A 23,375-nucleotide genomic window follows, 5' to 3' on the forward strand; every position below is an offset into this window, starting at 1 on the left:
TGGTTCGCGGCTCTTATGAAACAAGGTGATGCATTCAACCTGAGATGAGTCTTGCCGTCGTCGAATCTGTATCAGGAAGCCAGAAAAAATCGAAACCATGAAACACAAGACCATGGTGTATCGCCAGTTGCGCATTATTTCCTGGCTTTCGATTTTCAGGGGTTCCTGATTCATTTTTCAGAGGAATGACCCATGGCCCTTCGCCAGAAACTAGGTACGGCGTTTCTTTCCCGCAATCGAGCGGGTTTGCCCGCTGGTGCGACGTTCTTGTGTGGCAACCTATGTAAAGTACAAAGGTAAAGATAAAAAAGGTCGATGTACGAAGCTGGCGTCAAAAAAGTCGGCCCAGCGCCTTGAGTGGGCCCGGCACCCACAGCGACGACGCCCCTCTCGTGAATGCGGGAACACCGATGCGATTCGATTTGAAACCCTCCGGCCTGAGCGGCGACTTTGCCGCACACCGCGACGGGTATTCAATGACGTATCAGCGTACAGTGCGCTCGCGACAACAACCGTTCCATATACGCCTCGATGTTGGGGCTTTCGGTAAGAAGTTCCTGCTCCTGGCCCCAACTCAACGTGTACCCAACGAAAATATCCGTCACCGAAAACCGGTCTTCTACGAGGTAATCGTGATGTTTGAAGTGAGACTCCAAGGCCGTTGCGGCTTTCCGATACATCATCGAGTTTTGGGCGATGATATCGGGCACGTGTTGATGCTTGGGAATGATGAAGTCGATGGAATTGATTTCCGTGCTGTTGACGTAAGGTTCCAATTCACTGAGCGCAAAACAGACCCATTGGTAGTGGAGATTGCGCGCCCAGGTGCCAGGCTTTGCGATGAGCGCTTTTTCCGGAACCAGGTCCGCGATGGCCGTGACGATCGCGGCGGACTCGAACAGGGGCTGGCCATCGATGAGCGCGGCCGGCAATTTGCCGAGCGGGTGAACCTTTCGCAGCTCCTCGCTTTTGAAAATATCCACCCCCCGTTCAATGGACTCGTACTCGAGCGCCGCTTCCAGGAGGGTCCAGCGCACGCGCGCCGAACGGGTGGGGCCTAACTCAAAGAGTTTGATCGCTGGCATGAGACGTTCCTTTCCACCATCCGCCGTGGTGACACATGATGTCGATACGGGTAACACGGTACACCAGTGGCGGGCAGATAAACAACCGAAGGACACGACGCGACTCGCGCCTTCAGCGCTCCAGCAGGTAGGAGGGGTGCATGAGACCGGTCGGCGGATAGAGTTCCTCGTGCGTGTATGCGAAACCCAGCTTTTCCAACAGCAGGCGCGAGCCCGCGTTCCTGGGGTTGTGGCCCGCGAACAGGCCCGCGGCGCCCAGGTTCGCGAATGCGTGGTGCATCACCGCACGGGCCGCTTCGCCGGCGTAGCCCCGGCGCCAGTGAGCGGAACGAATGTGAAACCCGATTTCCAGGATGTAGGGTTGCGGCTTGTAGGGTCGCAGCCCGCAGCAGCCCAGGTGCGCACCCGTTTCCCGCAAGAAGATGGGCCAGTACTGGATGCCGTGGGTTTGGCCGCACAGGATCTCGGCGTCGAGGCGGGCCTGGATTTCGGCATCGCTCAGCCGGCCGGAAGCGGTGATGAATTCGGTCACGCGAGGATCGCCCCACAGGCCCCGGGCCAGGTCGAGATCGGCCTCGGTCCAGAATCGGAACCCCAGCCGATCCGTGGTCACGAAATAGGCAGCGGTGTCTGCGGTGGCCATCGTGCGCTCCTGCATCGAATTTCTCTCGATTCTTCCTCGCGAGACGCGTCTAGGCAAGCGAAATGCGCCGAAAGCGATTCAAGGAAACGGGCATTTCACCGCCACTTGAAAAGCCTGAAAATCGCCTTAATTACCGTAGATGGCCTTTTGGCTCCAAATCTGGATAGGATATGTCTCACCATTGGCTCAGGGGGCTTGTGTGAAATGGTTCGATCAGGTCGTTCGATTTCTGAATGCGAAGGAACCTCGCTCGGAGCTGAAATCTCTCGATGATGTGTCGCTGATGGCGTGCGTGCGCCGAGGTGGTCGCGTTCGCGACGAGGCTTTCGAAATCCTGTACGACCGATATCGCGAAGAGCTTTGGCGCTTCATTCGTTCCCGCAACGTGTCCGAGCACGACGGGGAAGACGTGTTGCAGCGGGTGATGATGGGATTGCTCAAGTATCTCGAAAAAGAAACACCCTCTCGGTTTCTGCCGATTGCGATCCAAAAAACCAAATGGGAGATCGCCACGCACTTCGAACAGTACCAGAAGCGCGACTGGGGGCGTTTGTCTCTCGAACAAATGTCGGCGCAACGAATCGAACCCATGGTTCCGGCGCCCTCCGGCGAACCGGGCGATCTCGTTTCGTTTCGCGCCCTTGCCGCGGGCGCCGGGTTGAGTGATGTGCAGGAGGAAGCCCTGATTTTGCACTATTTTGTTGGATTCAGCGTCAAGGAAGTGGCGTTGATTACCGAGGTCAGCGAGAATGTGGTAAAAGGACGGATGCGTCTTGCCAAGCTCAAACTTCGGGGCATTTCGGGAAAGGAGGATGCGCAATGAGTTATCTGTCGCGAAATGACATCCTCCAACTTATGGAAACCATGGAGCCGCAAGAGATTCGCCGCGATCACCGAACGCGCTTGGATGAAGCCGGACTGAGCTTTTTAGATCGCGTGGAAGCGGAGTTGGAAGCCGCCGACGATTATTTGGAATCGGCCGGGCGCCATTTTCGCGAGGCCCATCCGGCCGGCGACAGGCCCTTGCCTCAGCCCTCGCCCGACGCTTCGGCGGCATGGACGGGCAAGTGGTTCCCCAATTGGGCGGTGTTGCTTTTGGTCGTGCTGTTCCTGTCGGTTTCGCTGGTGTACCGAACGGGATGGGGCGGACACGAACACCTTTCGGGATGGAACGTCCATCGCGGCGCGAACGAGCGGGTTCCCCAGCTCGCCGAGAAAAACGAGGCTCTGGCCCGAGCGCTGGTGGAACGGGGCGAAACCCTTCTGGCGGCCGCCAACCAACAAGGGGATCGGGAGCTGTTGAACGCGGCGCTCGCCGATTTCCTTTTGGCTTACGAGCTGAACCCGCGCTCCAAAACGCTGTTGGGGCATTTGGCGCGCACCTACGAGTTGCTGGGTAAACCGGACAAAGCGGCTCACTATTTGAACCTTTGGGAAACCTTCGAGGAATGACCGACCCGGGCATCGAAGCCCGAGCCGTTCTTCCGGAATGGGTGCATGCCCATCCAGGGACGGAGAGATCCTTACAGCCAAGGCGGCTCGCCTGGATGGGCACGGTCACGGCGCTCAGGTGTCGGGTTTACTTCTCTTCGTGCGATGAGCCGAAACCAATGGCCGATTGTCGATATGAGATCATCTTGGGGGCCTGGCCGATTTCCAGGGACCCTTTCCAAAACCCTGTTCCTGGATCGGCACCAGCCAGCGGGTCAGCCATCCGTGGGGTCGATCGGTGAGCCTTTGGTATCTTCCACCGTGGGCTGGTCGGGACCCCTGCCGGCGTCGGGAAAGGGAAGGCGGTCGGTCGGCTCTACCAGATGGGTTTCGCGATCCAGGTTGACGGCAGGCTGGGGGTCGAGCGCTCGGGGGGAAATGGCGATGCGGAAGCGATCGCGCCGGTATCCGCCGTGCCATACCGGTTCTCCGGCCTCGATGAGAATCGCGGTGCCGTGAACGGCGTACTGTCCGCCGGCGGTGCCCCAGCTCGTCAGTTCGCCCGTTTCCACGGAGAACACCGCGTAAAAGCCATTGGATTCTCCCAGTCCGCCTACGGCGTGACCCTCCAACTCCAAAACGGTGCCATAGGTGCCGGATACCAGGATCCACGATTGCCAGCGGGTGACCGACTCCACTTGGATGTCGCCCCAAACCATGCGTTCCCAAACGACCGCTCCGTCGCGGTCGATTCGTCGCAATCCGGTGGGAAGCGAGAGGTGGGCGTCTGCTTCGAGCGGCCGCGCGGTGCGGCATTCGATGCGATCGCCGAAATCGTCGATCAGGCTGAAGGACATGTTGGCTCGGGTCGAGAAGGCCAGCGCGGAGGTATCGATCAGGCAAATGAGCGCGATGGCGGTAAGGATTTGGGTACCGAACCGGTTCTTCGGCCGGTGGTTGAGGTTCGGGTGGTCAATTTTTTTCCTTCTTGAAGTTCGTATAAACATGTCATCTCCAAACTCGATGTATGGGCCAACCGGTCTCGGGATAGACCGGGGCCGTTCCAGAAGTGGCAAGGACTCTGGCTTCATTCACACAAGCTGGGTGGACAGCGGTTCAGTGTTTCCCTCTCCCTGACACGGGCTTCCGCGCCAACGTGAAAACCATTGCCGATCCATGCAGGTGCCTACAAACGAGGGTGCCTTTGGAGAATGTACAACTGTCGTGTTTTCAGTGGCTTGTGGGGAATCACTCGTGATCTTCATGGGTAGTGTTGGGGAGAAAAATACGCTGATTCAGGATGTTCCTGTACCGCGTTCCCAGCTCACACTCTATTCATCAGGCCGGTTTGCGAAAATGGGTCAATCGAGGTGAAAAAAAACTGACCCGTGTCATTCGAGAGGGGTTATGCTTGAATTTTGGAGAGGACGCGTATGGAACCGAGCGAAACCGAATCCCAGATCACGCATTTGTTGCAGGAATGGAAAAAGGGTGACGACGATGCCTTGGATGTTCTTCTACCGATGGTGTTCCATCAACTCCAGGCCATGGCCCGCAAGCACCTTCGCGGTGAGCGCGCCGATCACACCTTCTCGACCATGGATTTGGTCAACGAGGCATACTGCAAGTTGTTCTCGCGCCAAAAAAGCGATTGGAACGACCGGGTCCACTTTTTCGCGGTGGCCGGTAAGGCCATGCGCAACATCTTGATCACCCATGCCGTCAGACGCGGGACCCAAAAGCGCGGTGCGGGCCAGATTCAGTGGGTGCCCGTGGACCTGCAGATCGTCGGCGAGAAATCGGAAGAGGACTTGCGCGGTTTGGACGAAGCCCTCGACGCCCTGGCCAAGAAGAATCGCGAAGCGGCCTTGATCGTGGAGCTCCATTTTTTCTGTGGTTGTACCCTGGAAGAAATCGGTCGCATGTTGGAGGTGTCGCAGGCCACCGTCAAGCGTCGCATGAAATTGGCCAAGGCCTGGCTGGGTCGCTATTTGGAAAATTGACCCTCGCCCCGCTCGCGTTCGGAACATTTCGCTTCCTCGGCTTCCAGACCATGCGGGGGTTTGCATCGGCAGATTCTTTTTTTGAATGATGCCCCCGCAAGTTGCAGATAGGATTCGAGTTCCGCTTCGTTCCAATTCGAAGGGATGATGGTTTTAGGTTGAGGCCGCAAAGCATACTCCTCGTGGTGGCTTCGCCGTGGTTGAGAGATCGGATAACTAGACTGTCATTGTCCCAAGCCAGCTCCTCGCGGAAACGGGATCAAAAAAATGCCGAGGTCTCGCCTTTTTCTCGAAGGAACGTTCCGGAATTGGGCTCGGGATGATCGCAAACGGCAGGATCGGCTCGGGTAAAATAAAGAAAACCCGGCCGAGCCGAATCTTGGGATGAGGGTCTGCGGTTCTCGCGTCGATGGCCCCGGTCCCTCGCCGCACATCCCGGCCGAGGTCCTCACCGATGGGAGCGCACGTGTCTGAAGCGGAATTTAGGAAGCGGGACGATTCTTGGGAACTGTTGGAAGACCTCTTTATCGAAGGCCTCGACTTGGAACCCGAGGCCCGCGCGGATTTTCTGGATGCGCGCGGTGTCAGTGCCGACCTCCGCCGGGAGTTGGCGGAGCTCTGGCGACAAGACGAGCAGCACGAACCCGTCCTGACCTCCTTGTTGGAAATGTCGCGCACGATTTGGAATCACTCGATGGATATCGACCAGATCGGCGAATACCGGTTGTCCGAGGTTCTGGGCCAGGGGGGAATGGGCGTGGTGTACCGGGCCGAACAACCGTCCATCGATCGGCAGGTCGCGATCAAGGTGCTCCCGCCCCACCTCTTGGAATGGGAGAGCTTCCGCCTGAACTTCCAACGAGAACAACGGGCCCTGGGCTCGATGAACCATCCCAACATCGCCACGGTTCACGACGCGGGCATTTTCGAAGGCCAGCCCTACCTGGTCATGGAGCTGTTGGAATGTGAGTCCATCACCGCCTATGCCGATCGCCACCGATTGGGCATCCGGGCCCGGGTAGACCTGTTCCTTGACTTTCTCGGCGGTCTGCAACACGCCCATCACAAGCCGGTGATCCATTGCGACATCAAGCCGTCCAACGTGCTGGTGTTGGAAACGGAAGGTCGGGCGGTTCCCAAGATCATCGATTTCGGAATCGCCAAAGCCGGGAGAGGGGACCGCGAGGAAGAAGCGGCCGCGCTCGGGACCCCGGCCTACATGAGTCCCGAGCAGGCGAGTTTGCGGATGGACGAACTTTCGATCGCCAGCGACATATACTCCGCCGGGGTCTTGCTGTTCGAACTGCTGTTGGGAGAAACGCCTTTCGCGCGCCAGTTGAAGGCATGTGCGACCTTGGCGGAAAAACGGGCGGTGATCCAAAATGGGGAGCTGCCCGTTCCCTCGGAACTCATCGCCGAAGATCCCCATCGCTTCGAGGATGCCGCCCGGGCTCGGGCCACCACGCCGAAGAAGTTGGCCCATGTCGTCAAATGCGAATTGAGTTGGATCCTTCAGCGTGCCTTGGCCAAAGACCCAGATAAGCGCTACGACGGCTGTGCGGCGTTCGCGCAGGATTTGCGGCGGTATCGACAACAGGAGCCGGTTTCGGCGGCGCCCGATCAGATCTGGTACCCACGATTGAAGTGGTTGGGCAATCACAAGGGCCTGGTCGCGGTCCTGCTCGCCGTGCCCTTGTTTCTGACCTTCCATTTGGTCCAGACCCGGGCCGCCCTGATCGAAACCCGTGCGGCCGAGGCCGAGATGCAAGGCGTGCACGAGTTCATGTTGAACATCTTCTCCTGGGCCAGCCCCTATCGAGAAGGCCCGAACATGAAGGTTCGCGATTTGATCGATCGGGCCGCCGCCCAAGTGGCGACCACCAACTTCTCGGAGCGTCCCGAACACGAGGCGGAACTGCACAAACTGCTGGGCCAACTCTACCTGGAGCTCGGCAAGCACGATCTGGCGAGGCACCATTTCAGCCATGCCCTGGGCACCTACGAAACCCTTTTGGGCGAGACCGACAAACGCAGTCTCGAGGTGTTGCAGAAAGCGGCCTATACCTATTACCTACAGGGTGACCGAGAGAAATCCACCGAGTTGTTCAGCAAAGCGCTGGCGCTGACCGTCGCCCAGTACGGCGAGGACCATGCCTTGACCGCGCAACTACGGGGTGGGTTGGCCATGCCGCTGGCCGCGTTGGGGAAAACCGAGGAGGCGGAAGCCAACTTTCAAAAGGCGTTGACCTATGCGCGCGGCCATCTCGACCACGGCAGCAACCGGCTTTTGGTCACACTGAACAACTACGGCGATCACCTGGTCGAACTGAACCTGTTGAAGAAGGCCGAAAAGGTGTTTCTGAAGATTCTGGCGGTCTATGCCGACCTCCCCGACATTCACCCGATCGACCTGACCAACGTGAAACACAATTTGGCGCACGTGTACCACAAGCAGGGAAACTACGAGGCGGCCGTGCGCACGGGTCGCGAAACCTACGAGGAGCGGCGTCGGCTCCTGGGTGTCCATCACCCCGAGACGCTTTCGACATTGAACAACTACGCCGCGTCCCTGGCCAAATTCCGCTCCCCGGTCGAAGCCGCGGACCTGCTGCGAACCAGCCTCATCGGCATTTCACCCCAATCGGCCGATCCGCGCGTCTTGCTCAGGCTTTACCACGGTCTCGGCAACGCCCTGGTGCAGGCCGGGAAGCCCGAGGAGGCGGAGCCGATCTTGTTGGACACCTGGCAACAGCGGGTCGCCCTGTTCGGCGAATCCGATCGGTCCACCATGAAGACACGGGCCACTTTGGGCGAGGCGCTTCAGGCCATGGGCCGCCTGGTTGAAGCCGAACGGGTGTATTTGGAGGTATGGACCCTCGCCGCGGCGGATTTGGGAAAAGATCACCGGGAAACCAGGATGTATCGCCGATTGCTCGACGATTGCCGCGTTGCACGGCGCTCCGAAGCCAAATAAGGGCTTCGAGAGGCGATCTACAGGAGGCGCGAGAACTTCAGGAGAATTATGGTTTGAAAAATGTAAACATATAAAATTGAATAGTTTACGATTGGGATGATGTGGCTCCGTTTCCTCTGCGATCTCTTGAAACAAAGTGGTGCGTTCAACCTGAGATGGGCCTTGCCGTCGTCAAATCAATATCTGGAAGCCAGGAAAATTCGAAGCCAGGAAAAGCATGGCCATGGTATGCCACCCAATGCAGATCCTTTCCTGGTTTCCGATGTTCATGGGTACCTGCTAAATTTATCGGATGAACGACCCATGGCCCCATCCGAGAAACCAGGTGGTCTGTTTCTTTCTCGAAATCGAGCTGGGTATGCCCGCTGGTTCGCGGCTCCGTGGTAGAAATCCGAGGTAACCCCGGGCTGGGATGTAAAACCACCGTTTTGGTTCACGTCTGAGCCGTCGGGGGAAATGGACCTTCGTCGTCGCTGGGCCTCGCCTTCGAACCCGATTTTCCTGCCCCCTGATGTAATGACAAAAATGAGTGTTGCCGCGGCCTGAGCCTGCATGTAATGCGGAATGGACAAATTTTTTTCTTTTTTTTGACCCCCTACTCGCAACATTCTGGCTTGAACCCATGAACGGACAGGGAGCACTGAAACACGACAGTTGTGATAGCGGTGCTCCATGGTTTGTTCATCTACACATCCATAGTGTGTGATTCGAGCACCCCATCGCGGCGAAATATTGAAGCGACATAGTTAGCTAAACATGATCGCTGGCACGTCCTAGGTGCATTTAATAGTGGGTCTGGCATTTGTTGGGTCGTTGATGCCCATGGTGTTGGTTTGAGGATGACCAACCGTCACCAGCTCGCGAGAATCGCATGATTCAGATACTAAACTATTTCACTACATTAAAGAAATACCACGAGGAAAAAATGAAAAAAAATCTCATGCTCGCTCTACTGATGGCCCTTATGACCTGCGGATTCGCCATGGCGTCCCAGCCCCCTTACCGCGAAGACCTTACCTTGAAAGAGTATCTAACCCAGATTGACTATTTGGAAACCTCCTACGACGATCAAACTAGATTCAAGGGCGATGCCTGCGACTTCGACGATTGGGACATGGATACGGTCACCGACTGTATCACCGACAGCTTGGAAGATTATCTCTTGGGAGAAATCGGATCTTTTCTGAAGGAGTTGATCTTCGGTTCCGACGGTCCCAGTTATGTCAATCTCACCCAAGAGAGTTTGGACAAAATTCAAGCGATCATGAACCAGGAATTGGTCAATATGGTCAAGTACGACATGATCGCCGATCTGGCCTCTCTCGAAACGGGCATCAAACAGTATCACGCCAGCTTGAATTCCACCCCGGACACCATTCTGCTCGCCCTGATCGATACTGAAGCCAGAAACCTCGTCAATCACCAGGTTTTCAATACGTCCTACCACCCCGATGCAAAAATGTTGACGGGGCACTTGGCCTTCGCGACATCTCTGCGTCTGGCGATTTTGGTGGAAAAAGAGCACTTGGGGCTGACCACGGAAGCGTTCGTTCGCTCGGAAGGTCAGAATTTAGCCGACAAGCTGAGCGCCTTGGGTTCCGCCGCCGATAGCCACATCAATTCCAGGGTCTACCTGCAGCACACCGGTGGAAGCACCATCGGTTGCCAGATTTACAAAAATGCCGACGCCGAGCCGGAAACCGTTGCGGGCATCCTCGATGTCCAAGAAAAGTGGGGTAATTGCCCCCGAGCACTCGTTTACGATCTCTTCGGTGGCCGCACCAAAGTGTACCAATACACCGTTTATGGTCAACTGTACTATCGCCTCGCCCTGAATTATCGCGATCAGTTGCGTACCGAGTATCGTGCCAACGTCAAAGGCCCCAATTACGATAGCATTCTGGCCGACCTGCGGGGCCTGTAATCGAACGGGTCTTCATGTGACCCTGCTGTTCGTTCCGTTTTGACCTATTGGAGGCAGGGTGCCTCCACGATCGGGTCCTTTTGTATGACCCGTGCCGTGAAAGAAATCGCGGCCACAACGGCATCCCTAATTCCCGGTGGAGGGTTTCCTTGCCCTCCACCGGGATTTTGTCACGTTTAGAGGGGGGGTGCTGCGATTTGTTCGGTTTTATAGTATGTTCTGCCTGGTGCGCGAGGTTACCTCTCGACATTCGCTTGCAGCCAGGGGGGCCAGATGAAGCATGTTCCTGCTCGAATCCTTTTGGCGAGTATGCTCCTGGCGGTATCTTGGTGTTGCATGGCCCTTGCCCCGCAGGCCGAAGAGCCTGAACGACCCGGGGTGGTCATCGAAAGCCTCCTGAAAGATTCCGTATTGCGGCGGGTTGGTGTTCGGCCCGGCGACGTGTTTTTTCGGTGGGAACGGTTGCCCAACCCGCCCGCCAACCCCCAGGGCGCAAGCGGCACCTTTGCATCGCCCTTCGATTGGGAGCTGATGGAACGGGCCCAGTCGCCGCGCGGAGACGTGCAACTCTTCGGCGCCCGGGACGGTGTCGAACAAGTGTTCCGCATCCCCAGGGGGGTGTGGATGGCAAGTGTTCGGCCGCATCTGAGCGCCGCCGCGGAATCGACCTACCTCGAAGGAAAGCGATTGGTCGACGAGGGACAAACCCAGGCCGGGTTGCGTCTCTGGTCGCGGCTTCCCCAGCGCGCCTGGTTCGCCTATCGTGCGGGCCAAACACGGGCGGGCCTGCAAGAGTGGGAGGAAGCCGAAGCGGCCTATCGAAGTGCGCTCGATGCACTGGGCAAGGATCACCCCCATGCCTTCCTCGTTCGCTACGAAGCGGGTTGGATGGAGGAGGACCGTAGCCGGTGGGACCAAGCCGAGAAACATTTTCGAGCGGCTTTGGAGGAGCTGGAGCGCCGGCATCGGGACGAACTCTTGAAGGCGCACTTCTTGAGAAAATTAGGGATCTTGGCGTGGAAGCGTGGCGAACTGGCGAAGGCCAAACAATTTTTCGGTCAAGACCTGGAAATCAAACGAAAGTTGGCCCCGGGGACCGTCGAGCTCACGAACAGCCTGAACGCTCTGGGTGGCGTCGCCTGGAAACAAGGCGCCTGGGTAGAGGCCGAACGCTTCTTCCTGCAGGCCTCGAAGAACCAGGAAGCGTTGGCCCCGGAGAGCATCGAATTGGCCGCCATCCTCAACAACCTGGGTGTCTTGGCATTGGAACGACAGGAATGGAAAAAGGCGGAACGCTTTTACCTGCGAGCCCTGACCATTTATCGGAAAGGATATTCAGACGCACCCAAAATAACGGCCACCCTGAACAACTTGGGAATCGTCGCCCTGAGACAGGGAGACAAAAAAAAGGCCGTGGACTACTACCGGCAGGGGTTGGAAATTCAGGAGAAGTTGGCGCCCGACAGCCTCGATGTGGCCGTCATTCTGAACAACATCGGTGAATTGCAGGCAGAACGAGGCGAGTGGGAAGAAGCGGAGCGGTACCATCGGAGGGCGATCGCCATTCAGGAAAAACTGGCGCCGAACAGCCTCGATCTGGCATCCAACTTTTCCAACCTGGGCGGGCTTGCGGTCGAGCGCGGGCAGTGGGAAGAGGCGGAGGACCATTACCTACGCGCCTTGAGCATCCGCGAAGTGCTGGTGCCGGGCAGTACCGTCTTGGCGATGACGCTCCATCGCCTGGGCAATGTGGCTTTGAAGCGGGGAAAACCCGAGCTGGCGATGGACCGGTATCGCCGTGCGATCGAGTCTTTCGAAGACCAGATGGCCCATCTCGGGGGCACCGTGGAGGTCAGGGCTCGATATCGCGGCAACCATCAGGCGCATTACAAGAACCTGTTGGCGCTGCTGATCGATCAGGGACGGCAGCAAGCCGCTTTTGACCTTTTGGAACGCTATCGTGCCCAGACCGTTCTCGAAATGATGGCCGAGCGCGAGTTCGGTGTGTCGGTACGGGACATCCCGGCCGAACTGATCGAAGCTCGAAACCAGGTGGGCTTTCGCTACCAAAAAACCAAAGCGGAACTGGCGAAACTCGGGGCGGATCATGCCAGGGTCGATGAACTGCGCGTCAGGCTGTTCGATATCCGCGGCGAGTACGATGCCGTTCTCGCCCAAATACGGCAGCGATTTCCGCGAGCGGCACCGTCCACGCCGCGATCGCTGAAGCAGGTGCAGCAATCTCTCGATCCCGCGACCTTGATGCTCTCCTACGGTGTGCTCGAGGATCGGACGGTCTTGTTTGCGGTACGCAGGCAGGCGCCGCTCCAGGTCTTCACGATCCCAAAGGGCGAAACCTACCTGCAGGAGAAGGTGCATCGGGTGCTTCAAGCACTGCAGCGGGACGCCGAACTCGGGACGACCCCGGTGGCGATCCGCATGCTTCGCGCCGAATGCGGGCCGCTTTTCGAGCTGCTCGTCGGGCCCGTGATGGCGGATGCCGAATCCGTCGACCGGCTCGTGGTCGTGCCGGACGGTCCCCTCCAAAAACTCCCCTTTGCGGTGCTCTTCGACAAGGCCTCCCAGCAATACCTGATCGAAAAAAAGCCCTTGTCCACTGTGGTTTCCGCCACGGTCCACGCCGAACTGAAGCAGCGGCCAAGAAAGGCCCATGCGCACATCGTGGCCATGGGCGATCCGGTTTATCCAGATGAAGACCCGAATTCCGAGTCGGTTTCCGTCGAGCTTCACTCCGGGGCCGAGCGCGGCCCGGCCCCCGATCGGATTCCGACATCGGCGCCGGCGGCCCTGCAAGTGGATCCAATCGTCCGCTCTCAAATGGAGCGAAGCGGCTCCTGGCCACGGCTGCCGCAGACGGCCCAGGAAGTTCATCGCATTGCGGCTCTCTACGGCGACAAGGTGCACACCTATTTGCGGCAGGAGGCTACCGAGGACAACCTCAAGGCGATTGGCAGCGAGGTCGATATCCTCCACATTGCCGCGCATGCCTTCACCAACGACGAACGTGCCCTGGACTCCGGTCTGGTGCTGACCATCAATCGAGATTTCAAGGAAGGCGAGGAGAACGGGATCCTCCATGCCTGGGAGATCATCGAGCGCATGCGGTTGGACGCCGATCTGGTGGTGCTTTCCGCCTGCCAGACCGGGCTGGGCAAGGAAGCCGGCGGCGAGGGATTGATCGGGTTGACCCACGCCTTTCAATTCGCCGGGGCGCGTTCGATGATCGCCTCCTACTGGAACGTGCACGACATCACGGCGGCCGTCATCATGGACCGGTTCTACGGCTATCTCAAAGGCGGCGATGACAAGACCACCGCGCTGCAAAAGGCCCAAATCGACCTGATCCGTTTTCCGATCACGGTTCAGGCCGACGGCTGGCTCGACCGTTTCCTTCCTGGCAAGAAGTTAGACGCTTCCCATCCTTATTATTGGGCCGGTTTCCAATTGATCGGCCCCTGGGATTGACCGAGGCCTGGTTTCGAGCTGATGCCGGCAGCCCGTGTCGAGGTGCCCGATGGAGTGAGGGGCGGGTGCTCGCCGGTGCTCATCCAGCAACGAAAGGGCGGGACCTGCCGTTGGGCATCCCGTCGGTTCCGAGGAACTCATTCGGGAGAACCCCGTTTCTGGCTGGGCCCCATCGCCCGATCATCGGGAAGGCCGGGATCCGGCCTCCCGGTTCACCCGCCGGGGTTGCCCGGTCACCGGTCCTTTTCGAGCAATTCGGACAACAAGTCGGGCAGAATGTCCTCGGCGCCACGGGGATCCCTGATGAAATCCACCAACTGTCCTTCCGGTGAGATGAGGTAGATGACGGGCAGCCCGCTTTCCTCGAGACGGTAGGCTTCGGCGATGGGATCACCCACGAGGATGGGATAGGTGCCGCCGCGTTTTCGCAGGATGGCCGCCGCGTTGCCCTGCTCCTTCCACGTCACGCCGAAGAACTTCACGCCCTTTTTGCGATAGCGTTGGTGGAGCTTTTCGATCGCCGGAATGCCTTTCAGACAGGGCGGACACCACTCCGCCCAGAAGTCCATGACCACCCAATGCCCACGAAGGTCTTCGAGTGAGACTCGATCACCGTTCGGGGCCGCCAAATCCCAGGTTGGCGCCGGTTTCCCCACTTGCGGGAAGTTCCCCGAATAAGGTTTGACTTCGAAGTCCACGGGAAAGGGTCGGCCCTCGCGAGCACAGTGCTCATCGATGCGGATGTTGTTGATCTCGAGCACCATACTGGCCTTGGACCAACCGCCCCAGTCCGGAAAGGTCATGGCCAACTTGCGCAGAAAGCCACGGTCGTTCACGGTGGCGCGCGCCAGGGCGCCGTTCGCCAACTCGATCTCGATCGTGGTGTCGCCGGGATTGTCGGCGGTCACGATTCGCGGGGAGGGACTCGACGCCAAATAGGCCAAGCCCTCATATGCCAGGAACTTTCGACGATCGTCGTTGGGCATGCCGACGCGATGGAGCGGGTTGTGGAACACTACCTTGGCCGCGTGGTCATACCGGAACACTCGTTGATCCTTGACCATCAATTCGCGATCGCCGGACTTGAGCCAGGCCGTCGTGTACTGGCCGGGCTGCCCCTTTTTGGTGGGCCGAATGAGGACGACGCCTTCCTGGGGCGGGACCTGTTGGGCCATGACGCCGGTGCCGTAATAGCGGTAATCGTACGTCAGGGTCGATACCGCCATCATGGTTTCGATACAACGGCGAATGTGTGTCTTGGCATCGCTCCCCGGTGGGTCTGAATGGGGCCCGGCGAGATGGCCGACCGCGATGAGAACAGTGAGAAAAAGTGTCAAGAAATCCTCCCGGAACCAGTTTGGCGCCAGTGCGCTCTTGGCTTGGGAGATTCCCGTTTTTTGGCTGAAAAGTCCTTTGATCCATCCAAAAAAGATCTGAAATTCGAGGATGAATGGCCCTCACCCGAGGTTTTTCGCCGTTTGCGGAGGTCGGGCAGATACCCACTATTGACTGAGGACTTGACGGTTGCGGGTTTCCAGGTACACCAGCAGCGGATGTTTCAGAGGTTGGAGTTCCTGCGCTCGACCCGTCTTCAGGGCTTCTTCGCAGGCGTACCAAAAATTCTCCTCGGCGGGACGCCAGCGGTCGCCCTCGATCGAGCGGGCGAACGCCAACTGTTCCATCGCTTTTTCGAATTGGCCGAGCTGGTAGAAGCAGCGAGCCCGGTACACGTGGTGGAGGGCGGGGGCAGGGGTGGTCGTTTCTCTCCTGGTCAGGGCCAGTTCGTAATCCCCGCGATCCATATCCAGCACCATCAGGCAGATGAGGGCCATCCAACGGTCCTCGGGAACATCCAGGTCCGTTCCCAATTGGAGGGCTCGCTCGAATCGGTGCTCGGCCTCGTCGGGTTGTCGGCGTTCTCGCTCGATCATCCCCAGCCCGATGTGGTTGACCGTGACCAGGCGAATCTCCAACCGGTGACGTCGATAGATCGCCAGCGACTCCGAAAGACGGCGATGGGCCAGGTGGAGGCCGTCGTAGTCGCCGTGCAGATGGCCCAAAAGCGTGTTGAGGCCCAGGTAGAACAAGGCTTTCGCCTCACCGAGCGGGTCGCCCAGGTTTCGATACAGTGCGGTTGCGTGGTCCAGGTGCTCGCCGGCCATTTGGGTTTGCCCTTGAAGAAGACAAAGGTAACCCAAGTCGGTCAGGGTGCGGGCCGTCCCTTTTCGGTAACCGACCTCGGCAAAGAGATCGAGCGCCCCGTTCAGAAGGCGCCGTTTTTCGGCCAGGCTGATGTCGTCTCGATTGGCCAATTGAAGGAGGGTGACCGCCTCGTTGTGGCGATCGCCCAATTCGCGGTACCAGGCCAGTTCGGCATTCAGGTGTCGCGTTTCACCGGGCAGCCCCAACAGCGAGGAAATACGCAGGCGGCTCTGGGTGACATCCATGAGAGCTTCGACGGTTTCGTCGGGGTCGACCGTCGGGGACAATTGCCGCTCGCCGGCGAGGAAGCGTGCCATGGCGAGTTGTTTGACCGTCTCCGGCGCCCGGATCCCCAACGCTTCAGCCTCGTCCCGAGCGTGTGACAGGTGTTGGGTAGCCGCGTGCAACTCCATTTGATTCAACGCGATGAGGCCCAGGTTGCGATGAATGGCGAGGCGCGCCAGGGGATCTTCTGAAGCCAGGGGCAGCGCCTTTCGAAGTGAGGTGCGGCTGCCTTCGATATCGCCCAGGATGTCCATACAGAATGCCAGCATGATCTTGGCCCGCACGAAATGCGGATCCGCTGTCGAGGCACGCTCGAAATGGACCCGTGCCGTCGCGGCTCCGGAGGTGGCCAGCGCCCGAATGCCGTCGGCGTAGGCCGTCTCCGCGCGCGGTACCTGCGATCCCCGATGACCTGTCGGAAGGTGCAACCGCTTGACGATCTCGGCTACCGCATCGAGCGGTCGATCCAGGTTGCTGCGGTACTGCTGGACCTGGGTCCCATCGTACGATCGTTGCCAGTGGATCACATAGGCCCCCTGGGATGATTCGAGACGCGCCGACAGCCGGTCGAGCGGTTCCGTTTCGAGGAAGGACGCCGGTTGACGATTCCTGAGGTGTACCACGGGAAGGCCGTTGCGGCTCAGCTCGTCGGCGAGCAGGTCCGGCAGGCCCTGTTCGATCCAGTCCAATGAGGGATCACCGGTCTCGTTGACAAAAGGCGACAGGGCCAGCGTGGCAGAGCCTGGCGGTGGACTCGGGGCGGTCGACGGGTGACGGGCGGGTGAAAGGAAGAAGACCGGCAGGAGCAGGACCGCCACGCCGACAAGGGCCGGGCCCAGCCACCGCCTGCGCGGTCGATCGCTTTCGACGGGTGGCACCGGCGGGTCTGGTGTGGGTCCAGGCGTCGAGGAGGGCTCGCGGGGATCCGGATCCAGCATAACCGGGTGAAAGATCCATTGATAGCCCCGTCTTGGCCAGGTCTTGACGAAGTCGGGATTTCTCGCGTTGTCTCCCAGCAATTTCCGCAGCTCTTGAATCCCTTGCATGAGGGTGTTCTCGCTGACGACCACGTCGCCCCACACCGCTGCCATGATTTCGTCCTTGGTGCAGATGCGATGGTGGTTGTCCAGCAAATAAGCGAGCACGGCCGCGGTTTTCGGCCGCAGGTCATGGGTTTCGTCATCTTTGGACAAACACCATGTGTCGGTGTCGAAAACGAATGCATCGAAACTGTAGCGCGTCATGCTCCCTCCCGATCTGCCAGGCGCCGTTCCGGGTCGGTTACCGGCCTGGCGGCCAATCCCGCGAGCGCGTCACCGGGCATCCAGCGTGGAAAGCGTCCAGGCCTTGCGGGCCCGTTTTTCCAGGCCCCCGATAAAGCCCTTCCAGTAGGGCGTTTCTCGATCGTCGGATCCATAGAAATCCGCGATGGTCTTCGCCGCATCGGGTTCCGGCTCCACGTAGAAGAGGATCAGCTCGTGGCGTTTGGCCGCGTCGGGAACGGTCAACCAGCGGTACATGCGCCAGATGTCGTCGAAAGTGTACCCCTTTTCCCGCAGGAAGCGCACGGTGAGCGCGGCTTCGTTTTTGGGATTGTGGGTCGCTTCGTAGTGGTTGCTGAAGGCGTAGGGGTTGCCGCGGAAGCGGTAGCCGGCCATGGGTTCGGCCGAGGAAAGGTCGTAGTTGTATCGATGGTCGTTGCCGGGCAGGAACCCCTCGAATTGGGCGATGACCAGTCGCTTGACGTGGCGGTTTCGATCGGCCTCCACAAACACGTACCGTGTCCCGAACGCGATGCCCTTCAGGGTGAAGGAGAACGAGCCCACGTAGGTGAATCCGTCGGCCACCGCCATGCGCAGTGCGGGCAGTGTTTCCGATGTGAGTACGCGGCCTTCCACCACGCGTTTCGGTGCCGGTGCACCGTTTTGGCCGACGAGAAAGGTCAATGATCCCGCAAGGACGATCATCCACCTCAATCCGAGAACCAAGCAGCATCGATTCATGATGTCCTCCGATGTTGGGTTGCATGAAGCATAATCACGTATTCGGTGAAGACGGTCGGGAAAGTTGCCCCAAAGGTCCTTTCCCTCGGAGACCACCGCCGTTTTCTTCGCCGCCTCGTTCGCTTGGCGGTGGTCCAGGGGTTCCGCGTATGGCGGAATCGGGACCCTGTCGCGATGGCTCCATCGATTTGCGGCTACCTCGCCAAAAGCATTGCGGGTATGATGAGGCGCGAACCACCATATCCATTCCCCCTGACGAGAGACTCCCTTGGTCGACCCTTCGTTCGAGCATCGCCCGCTTTCGCCCTTTATGAACCGCGCCGCGTTCTGGGCCCTGATTTCCGTGTATGTGGCCGTGTACGTGTCCAGCTACATGGAGAACGATCTCAGCCTGTCGCAGTTCCTGTTGATGGGCCTGCTGGGCTTTCTTCTGCTCGGTTCCATCCAGTTTTCCACGCCCCTGTTCGCGCTCATCGGAAGCGAGCGCATGGGGTTCGCGGTCATCTTTCCCTTTCAGGTGTTGTTGAGTTTCGCGGTGGTGTTCATCGATATGTCCGGTACCGATCCCGGGGTGGTATGGCTGATCACGATGCCGCTGATGTCCTATATCTGCTTCCACAAGTTGCGCCTGCCAGTTCTCTTGGCCTGTGGTCTGTTGGTCATGGCCAGTTTCCTGGTGCCGTTGGGTTTCCGCGTCGGTTTCGAGAAGATCGGGCTCTTCACTTTCGAGATCCTGCCCGCCTATGTCTTCGTCGTGGTTTTCGCCCAGCTCGCGGTGCGTGAAATCGCGGCGCGCAACGAAAAAGAAATCTTGGCCAATGAACTGGAAGCCGCCAACCGGAAACTGCGCAACCATGCGGCCCAAGCCGAGGAACTGGCCGCCACGCGCGAGCGCAACCGGCTCGCGCGAGACATTCACGACAGTTTGGGACACTATTTGACCGCGGTACATATGCAGGCCGCGGCCGCCCAGGCGGTCCTCGATCAAAAGCCCGAAACCGCTTCGGCCATGTTGGGCCAAATCCAGGCCATGGCCAAACAGGGCCTCGAAGAGGTGCGCCACTCCGTGGCCGCCTTGCGCGAGGATCCGCTGTTGGGCAAGGAGCCGGGGCAGATGCTGCGGGAGCTGGCCACAACCTGCGAGCGAGACGGCATCGCGGTGGAGATTCATGTCGAAGGTGCGGAACGTCCCTTGACCGCCAAGGTGATGCAGACTCTGTTTCGCACGGCTCAGGAAGGGCTGACCAATATGCGAAAATATGCCGAGGCTTCGCGGGTCGTGCTGCGTCTGACCTTCGATGCGGACGCGGTCACTTTCGATTTGGAGGATGACGGTCGCGGTGCGGATGCCCTCCAGGGCGGATTCGGCCTGACCGGCATCCGCGAACGGGCCCAGATCCTCGGAGGTCGTGCCGCCTTCGTGACCGAGCCCGGTCAGGGGTTTCACATCCAGGTGGTCATACCGACCGGTCGCGCGGAAGGCGCGGGCGACATTTCAGCGCAGGAGCAGACGCCATCATGACCATTCGCATTGTCATTGCCGACGATCAGCCGCTGTTCCGAGAAGGCCTGCGGACCCTGCTTTCCGTGCAGGGAGACATGGAGGTCGTCGGTGAGGCCGCCAACGGCGCCGAAGCGATCGAACTCACCCGCGAGTTGGGTCCGGACGTGGTGCTGATGGACCTGCGCATGCCCGAAATCAACGGGGTCGCCGCCACCCGGCGCATTCAAAGGGAATGCCCCAAATCCAAGGTACTGATCCTGACCACCTTCGACGATGACGAATTCATCTTCGACGGTCTGCGCGCGGGCGCCATCGGCTATTTGTTGAAGGACGCCGATTCCGCCAAGTTGTTCGAGGCCGTTCGCGCCGCGGCACGGGGCGAGTCCACCCTGCATCCCCTGGTGGCGACCAAGCTCATTTCCGAGTACAACCGGTTGGCGCGGGGGTCCGGATCCTCCGAAAGCGAAAACCGCCAGGCCGAGGTGTCCCTGTCCCAGCGCGAGTACGAGATCCTGCGCGAGCTGGCCAAAGGCGTGGGCAACAAGGAGATCGGCGCGCGTCTCTTCATCGCCGAGGGCACCGTGAAAAACCACATCACCAATCTCTTCGCCAAGTTGGGTGTCGGCAGCCGCCTTGCCGCGGTCACCAAAGCGCGCGAGCTGGGCCTGATCCAAGATCCCTAGTCCGCGCCCATCCGGAAGCGGGTATTTTTGAAGGTCAACTTCGGGACCGGCAGGCTCTCGTTGCAAACGGGTATCGGTATCCAGGTGTTAACGAATTACCTGTGAACAAGTATCTTGCTGAGACCATAGACCAGAGACCAGAGACCAGAGACCAGAGGCCTGAAACCTGTGACCAAGCCCTTGCGGACGGACCGCCTGGGCGGTGGAAAGGATTTCGTTCCCGGGCGGCCACCAGCCCGCGTTCCACATGCCGCCGGGTGACGGTCATGGGTCGACCGTGACATTGGTCATGGGGTCATTCGTGACCTCGCGGTGACCGATAGCCTAAAGCCTTTTTCGAGCCCGGCGCCTAAGCTTAAGAGTGTGCTCGGGACCCTTGCCGGTTTCGCCGAAATGCGGCGCAAGCGAGAGGTTCCACCACTTCGGTGGCCGACACATTTTTTGGAGGAACAACATGGCCCGGTCTCTACTCACTACCGCTACCACACTCATTTTGGTGTTGATGCTGATCTCTTCATGGACGTCCATGCCGAGTTTTGCCGGGGAAACCGGTCCGGACTGGTCCCACATCGAAACTCTTTTGGAAACGCACCCCGATCGAGCCCTGGACCTGCTCGACAAATGGGAAGCCCAGCCGGACACTGTCGGTCGGGTTCTGACGCTGCAGACCCGCGCCTATACACGGATGAAGCGCGCCAAGGAAGCGATCGCGACCGGAAAGAAGGCGATCTCCCAGGCCCCCGACACCGCCCAGGCCCACCTGGCCTATGCCAATGCGCTGTTGCTGCGCATCTCCAAAGAGCCGATGTTCGCCATGGCCAACACGGGTCGCTATCTCAAGTCCCTGGATCGCGCGATCGATTTGGAGCCGACGGAAGGCGAAGCCTGGATCCACAAGGCCATGTTCTACCTCGAGGCGCCCGCGATCGCCGGTGGCAGCAAGGCCAAAGCGGTGAACATCCAGGAGAAGTTGGCCAAGATCAGCGAACCTCACGCGATATTGGTGCAACTGGCGATTCTCGCCAAGGAGGACAAGACGAAAGAGCAGGAGCCGCTGCTGGAACGGTTGTTGGTCTTGGATCCTGAATCGAGCGCGTTCGCCGTACGCTACGGCGATTATTTGAGACGGCACGAACGGCATGCCGAGGCCATCGCGGTTTACGGGCCGCGCACCGCCGAGGAGCCCGACGATTGGCGGCTGCTCTTCGGCCTGGCGAGCGCCCGGATTTCCGGCCGCCAGGATGTGGCCCGAGGCGTACGGGAAATGACGCGCTATGCGGAGCGGAAGCCTGAGTACGCGCGCGGTCCTTCTTCTGCATCGGCCTGGGTTTGGGTCGGTTGGGGTCACTACATCGAAGGCGACAGCGATCGGGCTCGGGCGGCTTACGAAAAAGCGTTGGAATTGGATCCCAAACACCGGTCCGCCAAAGAGAAGTTGGCCGAACTGGAATCGAATTGATCGAAAGGAAACGCGCCGAGCGCCATGAGTAAGGAGACGCCGACCATGTCCAAAACCGACGAGACGACCCAACCCGACCGACCGCCCCGATCCAAGCGAATCGGGCCCCTCATGAATCGCCGCCAATTCGCGGCCCTGGCTTCGGGGTTGGCGGCCTGGGGATTGCTCCCGCGTTCCCTCGAAGCGGCCCTGCCTGTACCGTCCTCTACCTTGCGGCTCAGTCGCCGTGCCCGGCAGGTGGCCGGCCGCCAGGGGAAATGGCAGCCGACCCACGTCGAAGGCGCCATCCCGCGCGACCTGAACGGCACGTTCTACCGTGTCGCGCCGGGCCAGGACGAAAAATTCGGCGTGACCCTGAAGCACCGTTTCGACGGCGATCCCTTCTTCAGCGCCTTTCGATTCGAAGGCGGCCGACTCCAGGTGACCGCGCGCTATTTGGCCACACCCGAATACCTCGCCGAGCAACAAGCCGGACGCATGCTGTTCCACGAGTTCGGAACCCTTGCGCCGGCCTCCGCCGATCCCGACGACGAGCCGCCGCGCTTCAAGAATTCGCCCAGTGTCAACGTCATCCGCTACGACGGTCGGTTGCTGGGTCTGTCCGAGGGCGGCCCGCCCACGGCGCTGGATCCGGTGACACTTGAATACCAGGGGTTTTGGCACTTCCACGGCACGCTACCGTCCCACACCAGCTTCACTGCGCACCCCAAGTTCGACCTTGGCACCGGTGAGGGTTTCGCCTGGGGCGTTCACCAAGGGGATCCGATGGAGCTGCGCGTCTTTCGCATGAAGGGCGACGGCCGGCTCGAGACCCTGCATCGGGTTCCGTTGTCGCGCTATGCCATGATCCACGACATGGCGTTTACCCGTCATTACCTGGTGTTCGCCGTTCCGCCGGTCTATTTCGATTTTTCACGTCTTTTCATGGGCGAAGCCAGTCTGGCCGACGCGCTCCGATTCGCCGAAAGGGAACCGCTGCGCTACCTGATCCTGCGGCGCGACGGCACCGGTGATCCCGTTTGGATCGAGGCGCCCACGGCGGTGGTCTTCCACAACGGCAACGCCTACGAAGATGGGGGCCACATCGTGCTCGATTCCGTTTTGTCGCCCGACGACAGCGTGCTTCGTCTTCTCTACGCCGCGAGTAAGGAGCGGTTGCCCGAGGTCACGTCGACCCGGCTGGCCCGCGTCCGACTGGACCCCCGGGCGGGCCGCCTCGTGCGTCGCGACCGGTTGGACGAGTGGTTGGAGTTCCCGCGCTTCGACGAGCGTCGCGCCTCCGAAGACGTACGTTTCCTCTACAGCGCCGGCGAGCATCGCCAAGATCCCCTGGGCCACGATCGACTCAACGCGTTCGATCTCCATCGCGGAAAAAAGCGAGTGGTTACCTTCGAGGCCCATCAAACCATCGAGGAATCGGTGCACGTGCCCAAGGCCGGTGGGGCGAAGAGCGAAGCCGGTTGGTTGCTCACCCAGGGCTACGACGGCCGCAAGAACGAGAACTTCCTGGACGTTCGCGATGCGCCCAGCCTGGAACGTGTCGCCCGCATCTGGTTGGGCACCCACCTACCACTCGGCTTTCACGGCAACTTCGTGGGGTGATGGGAGGTGTCCGGCGGGCATCGGATGTGGTGCATCTGTGTGATTCGGGAAAATTTTTTCTTGAATCACATCTATGACCTGAATGCGGGAA

16 protein-coding genes are annotated in these 23,375 nt (G+C 59.6%); 10 read left to right on the forward strand and 6 right to left on the reverse strand.

Annotation, left to right across the window (positions count from 1 at the left end; translation table 11 throughout):
• Window positions 1–473 precede the first annotated feature (473 nt).
• Both J3U87_RS05280 and J3U87_RS05285 read right to left on the reverse strand, forming a co-directional pair.
• Window positions 474–1,085 (reverse strand): glutathione S-transferase family protein, encoded by a 612-nt coding sequence (locus J3U87_RS05280; protein ID WP_237381988.1) that lies wholly within the window; start codon window positions 1,083–1,085, stop codon window positions 474–476.
• Between the two features lie 112 nt (window positions 1,086–1,197).
• Window positions 1,198–1,728 carry a GNAT family N-acetyltransferase gene (locus J3U87_RS05285; RefSeq protein WP_237381989.1) on the reverse strand — a complete coding sequence of 177 codons (531 nt, stop codon included), beginning with the start codon at window positions 1,726–1,728 and terminating at the stop codon, window positions 1,198–1,200.
• 283 nt (window positions 1,729–2,011) lie between these two features.
• Here J3U87_RS05285 and J3U87_RS05290 point away from each other — a divergent pair, with 283 nt between their 5' ends.
• Together J3U87_RS05290 and J3U87_RS05295 are read left to right on the forward strand one after the other, a co-directional pair.
• A complete protein-coding gene (locus J3U87_RS05290; RefSeq protein WP_237384481.1) occupies window positions 2,012–2,551 on the forward strand; it encodes an RNA polymerase sigma factor in 540 nt (179 codons plus the stop codon).
• Complete coding sequence (locus J3U87_RS05295) at window positions 2,548–3,180, forward strand: hypothetical protein (protein WP_237381990.1); 633 nt, start codon at window positions 2,548–2,550, stop codon at window positions 3,178–3,180. The genes J3U87_RS05290 and J3U87_RS05295 overlap by 4 nt, the downstream gene beginning before the upstream one ends.
• A gap of 254 nt (window positions 3,181–3,434) precedes the next feature.
• On the opposite strand, the gene J3U87_RS05300 is transcribed toward J3U87_RS05295, so the two are convergent.
• A complete protein-coding gene (locus J3U87_RS05300) occupies window positions 3,435–4,166 on the reverse strand; it encodes a hypothetical protein (protein WP_237381991.1) in 732 nt (243 codons plus the stop codon).
• Window positions 4,167–4,592: 426 nt separating this feature from the next.
• On the opposite strand from J3U87_RS05300, the gene J3U87_RS05305 reads away from it, so the two are divergent.
• The 4 genes from J3U87_RS05305 to J3U87_RS05320 all read left to right on the forward strand — a co-directional run bounded on the left by J3U87_RS05305 (window position 4,593) and on the right by J3U87_RS05320 (window position 13,546).
• Complete coding sequence (locus tag J3U87_RS05305) at window positions 4,593–5,162, forward strand: ECF-type sigma factor (protein ID WP_237381992.1); 570 nt, start codon at window positions 4,593–4,595, stop codon at window positions 5,160–5,162.
• Window positions 5,163–5,628: 466 nt separating this feature from the next.
• Complete coding sequence (locus J3U87_RS05310; protein WP_237381993.1) at window positions 5,629–8,136, forward strand: serine/threonine-protein kinase; 2,508 nt, start codon at window positions 5,629–5,631, stop codon at window positions 8,134–8,136.
• A gap of 925 nt (window positions 8,137–9,061) precedes the next feature.
• On the forward strand, window positions 9,062–10,060 hold the full coding sequence (locus J3U87_RS05315; RefSeq protein WP_237381994.1) for a hypothetical protein: 999 nt from the start codon (window positions 9,062–9,064) through the stop codon (window positions 10,058–10,060).
• Window positions 10,061–10,396: 336 nt separating this feature from the next.
• Window positions 10,397–13,546 (forward strand): CHAT domain-containing protein, encoded by a 3,150-nt coding sequence (locus J3U87_RS05320; protein WP_237381995.1) that lies wholly within the window; start codon window positions 10,397–10,399, stop codon window positions 13,544–13,546.
• Window positions 13,547–13,779: 233 nt separating this feature from the next.
• Here the strand turns inward: J3U87_RS05320 and J3U87_RS05325 are convergent, their stop codons facing one another.
• The 3 genes from J3U87_RS05325 to J3U87_RS05335 all read right to left on the reverse strand — a co-directional run bounded on the left by J3U87_RS05325 (window position 13,780) and on the right by J3U87_RS05335 (window position 18,036).
• The gene (locus tag J3U87_RS05325; protein WP_237381996.1) at window positions 13,780–14,883 is read right to left on the reverse strand and encodes a TlpA family protein disulfide reductase; all 1,104 of its coding nucleotides are present in this window, start codon (window positions 14,881–14,883) and stop codon (window positions 13,780–13,782) included.
• Between the two features lie 165 nt (window positions 14,884–15,048).
• Entirely contained in the window at window positions 15,049–17,277 is a 2,229-nt protein-coding gene (locus tag J3U87_RS05330) for a winged helix-turn-helix domain-containing protein (RefSeq protein ID WP_237381997.1), read from the reverse strand.
• Window positions 17,278–17,346: 69 nt separating this feature from the next.
• Window positions 17,347–18,036: a hypothetical protein gene (locus tag J3U87_RS05335; protein WP_237381998.1), complete on the reverse strand. Its 690-nt coding sequence runs from the start codon at window positions 18,034–18,036 to the stop codon at window positions 17,347–17,349.
• 268 nt (window positions 18,037–18,304) lie between these two features.
• On the opposite strand from J3U87_RS05335, the gene J3U87_RS05340 reads away from it, so the two are divergent.
• From J3U87_RS05340 to J3U87_RS05355, 4 genes are all read left to right on the forward strand, one after another.
• Entirely contained in the window at window positions 18,305–19,558 is a 1,254-nt protein-coding gene (locus tag J3U87_RS05340) for a sensor histidine kinase (protein ID WP_237381999.1), read from the forward strand.
• Complete coding sequence (locus tag J3U87_RS05345) at window positions 19,555–20,223, forward strand: response regulator transcription factor (RefSeq protein ID WP_237382000.1); 669 nt, start codon at window positions 19,555–19,557, stop codon at window positions 20,221–20,223. The genes J3U87_RS05340 and J3U87_RS05345 overlap by 4 nt, the downstream gene beginning before the upstream one ends.
• Window positions 20,224–20,677: 454 nt before the next feature.
• Complete coding sequence (locus J3U87_RS05350; protein WP_237382001.1) at window positions 20,678–21,682, forward strand: tetratricopeptide repeat protein; 1,005 nt, start codon at window positions 20,678–20,680, stop codon at window positions 21,680–21,682.
• 45 nt (window positions 21,683–21,727) lie between these two features.
• Window positions 21,728–23,284, forward strand: coding sequence for a carotenoid oxygenase family protein (locus J3U87_RS05355; RefSeq protein ID WP_237382002.1), 1,557 nt, complete (start codon window positions 21,728–21,730; stop codon window positions 23,282–23,284).
• Window positions 23,285–23,375 lie beyond the last annotated feature (91 nt).

It is taken from the genome of Sulfidibacter corallicola (genome assembly GCF_017498545.1).
Taxonomy (GTDB): Bacteria; Acidobacteriota; Holophagae; order Acanthopleuribacterales; family Acanthopleuribacteraceae; genus Sulfidibacter; species Sulfidibacter corallicola.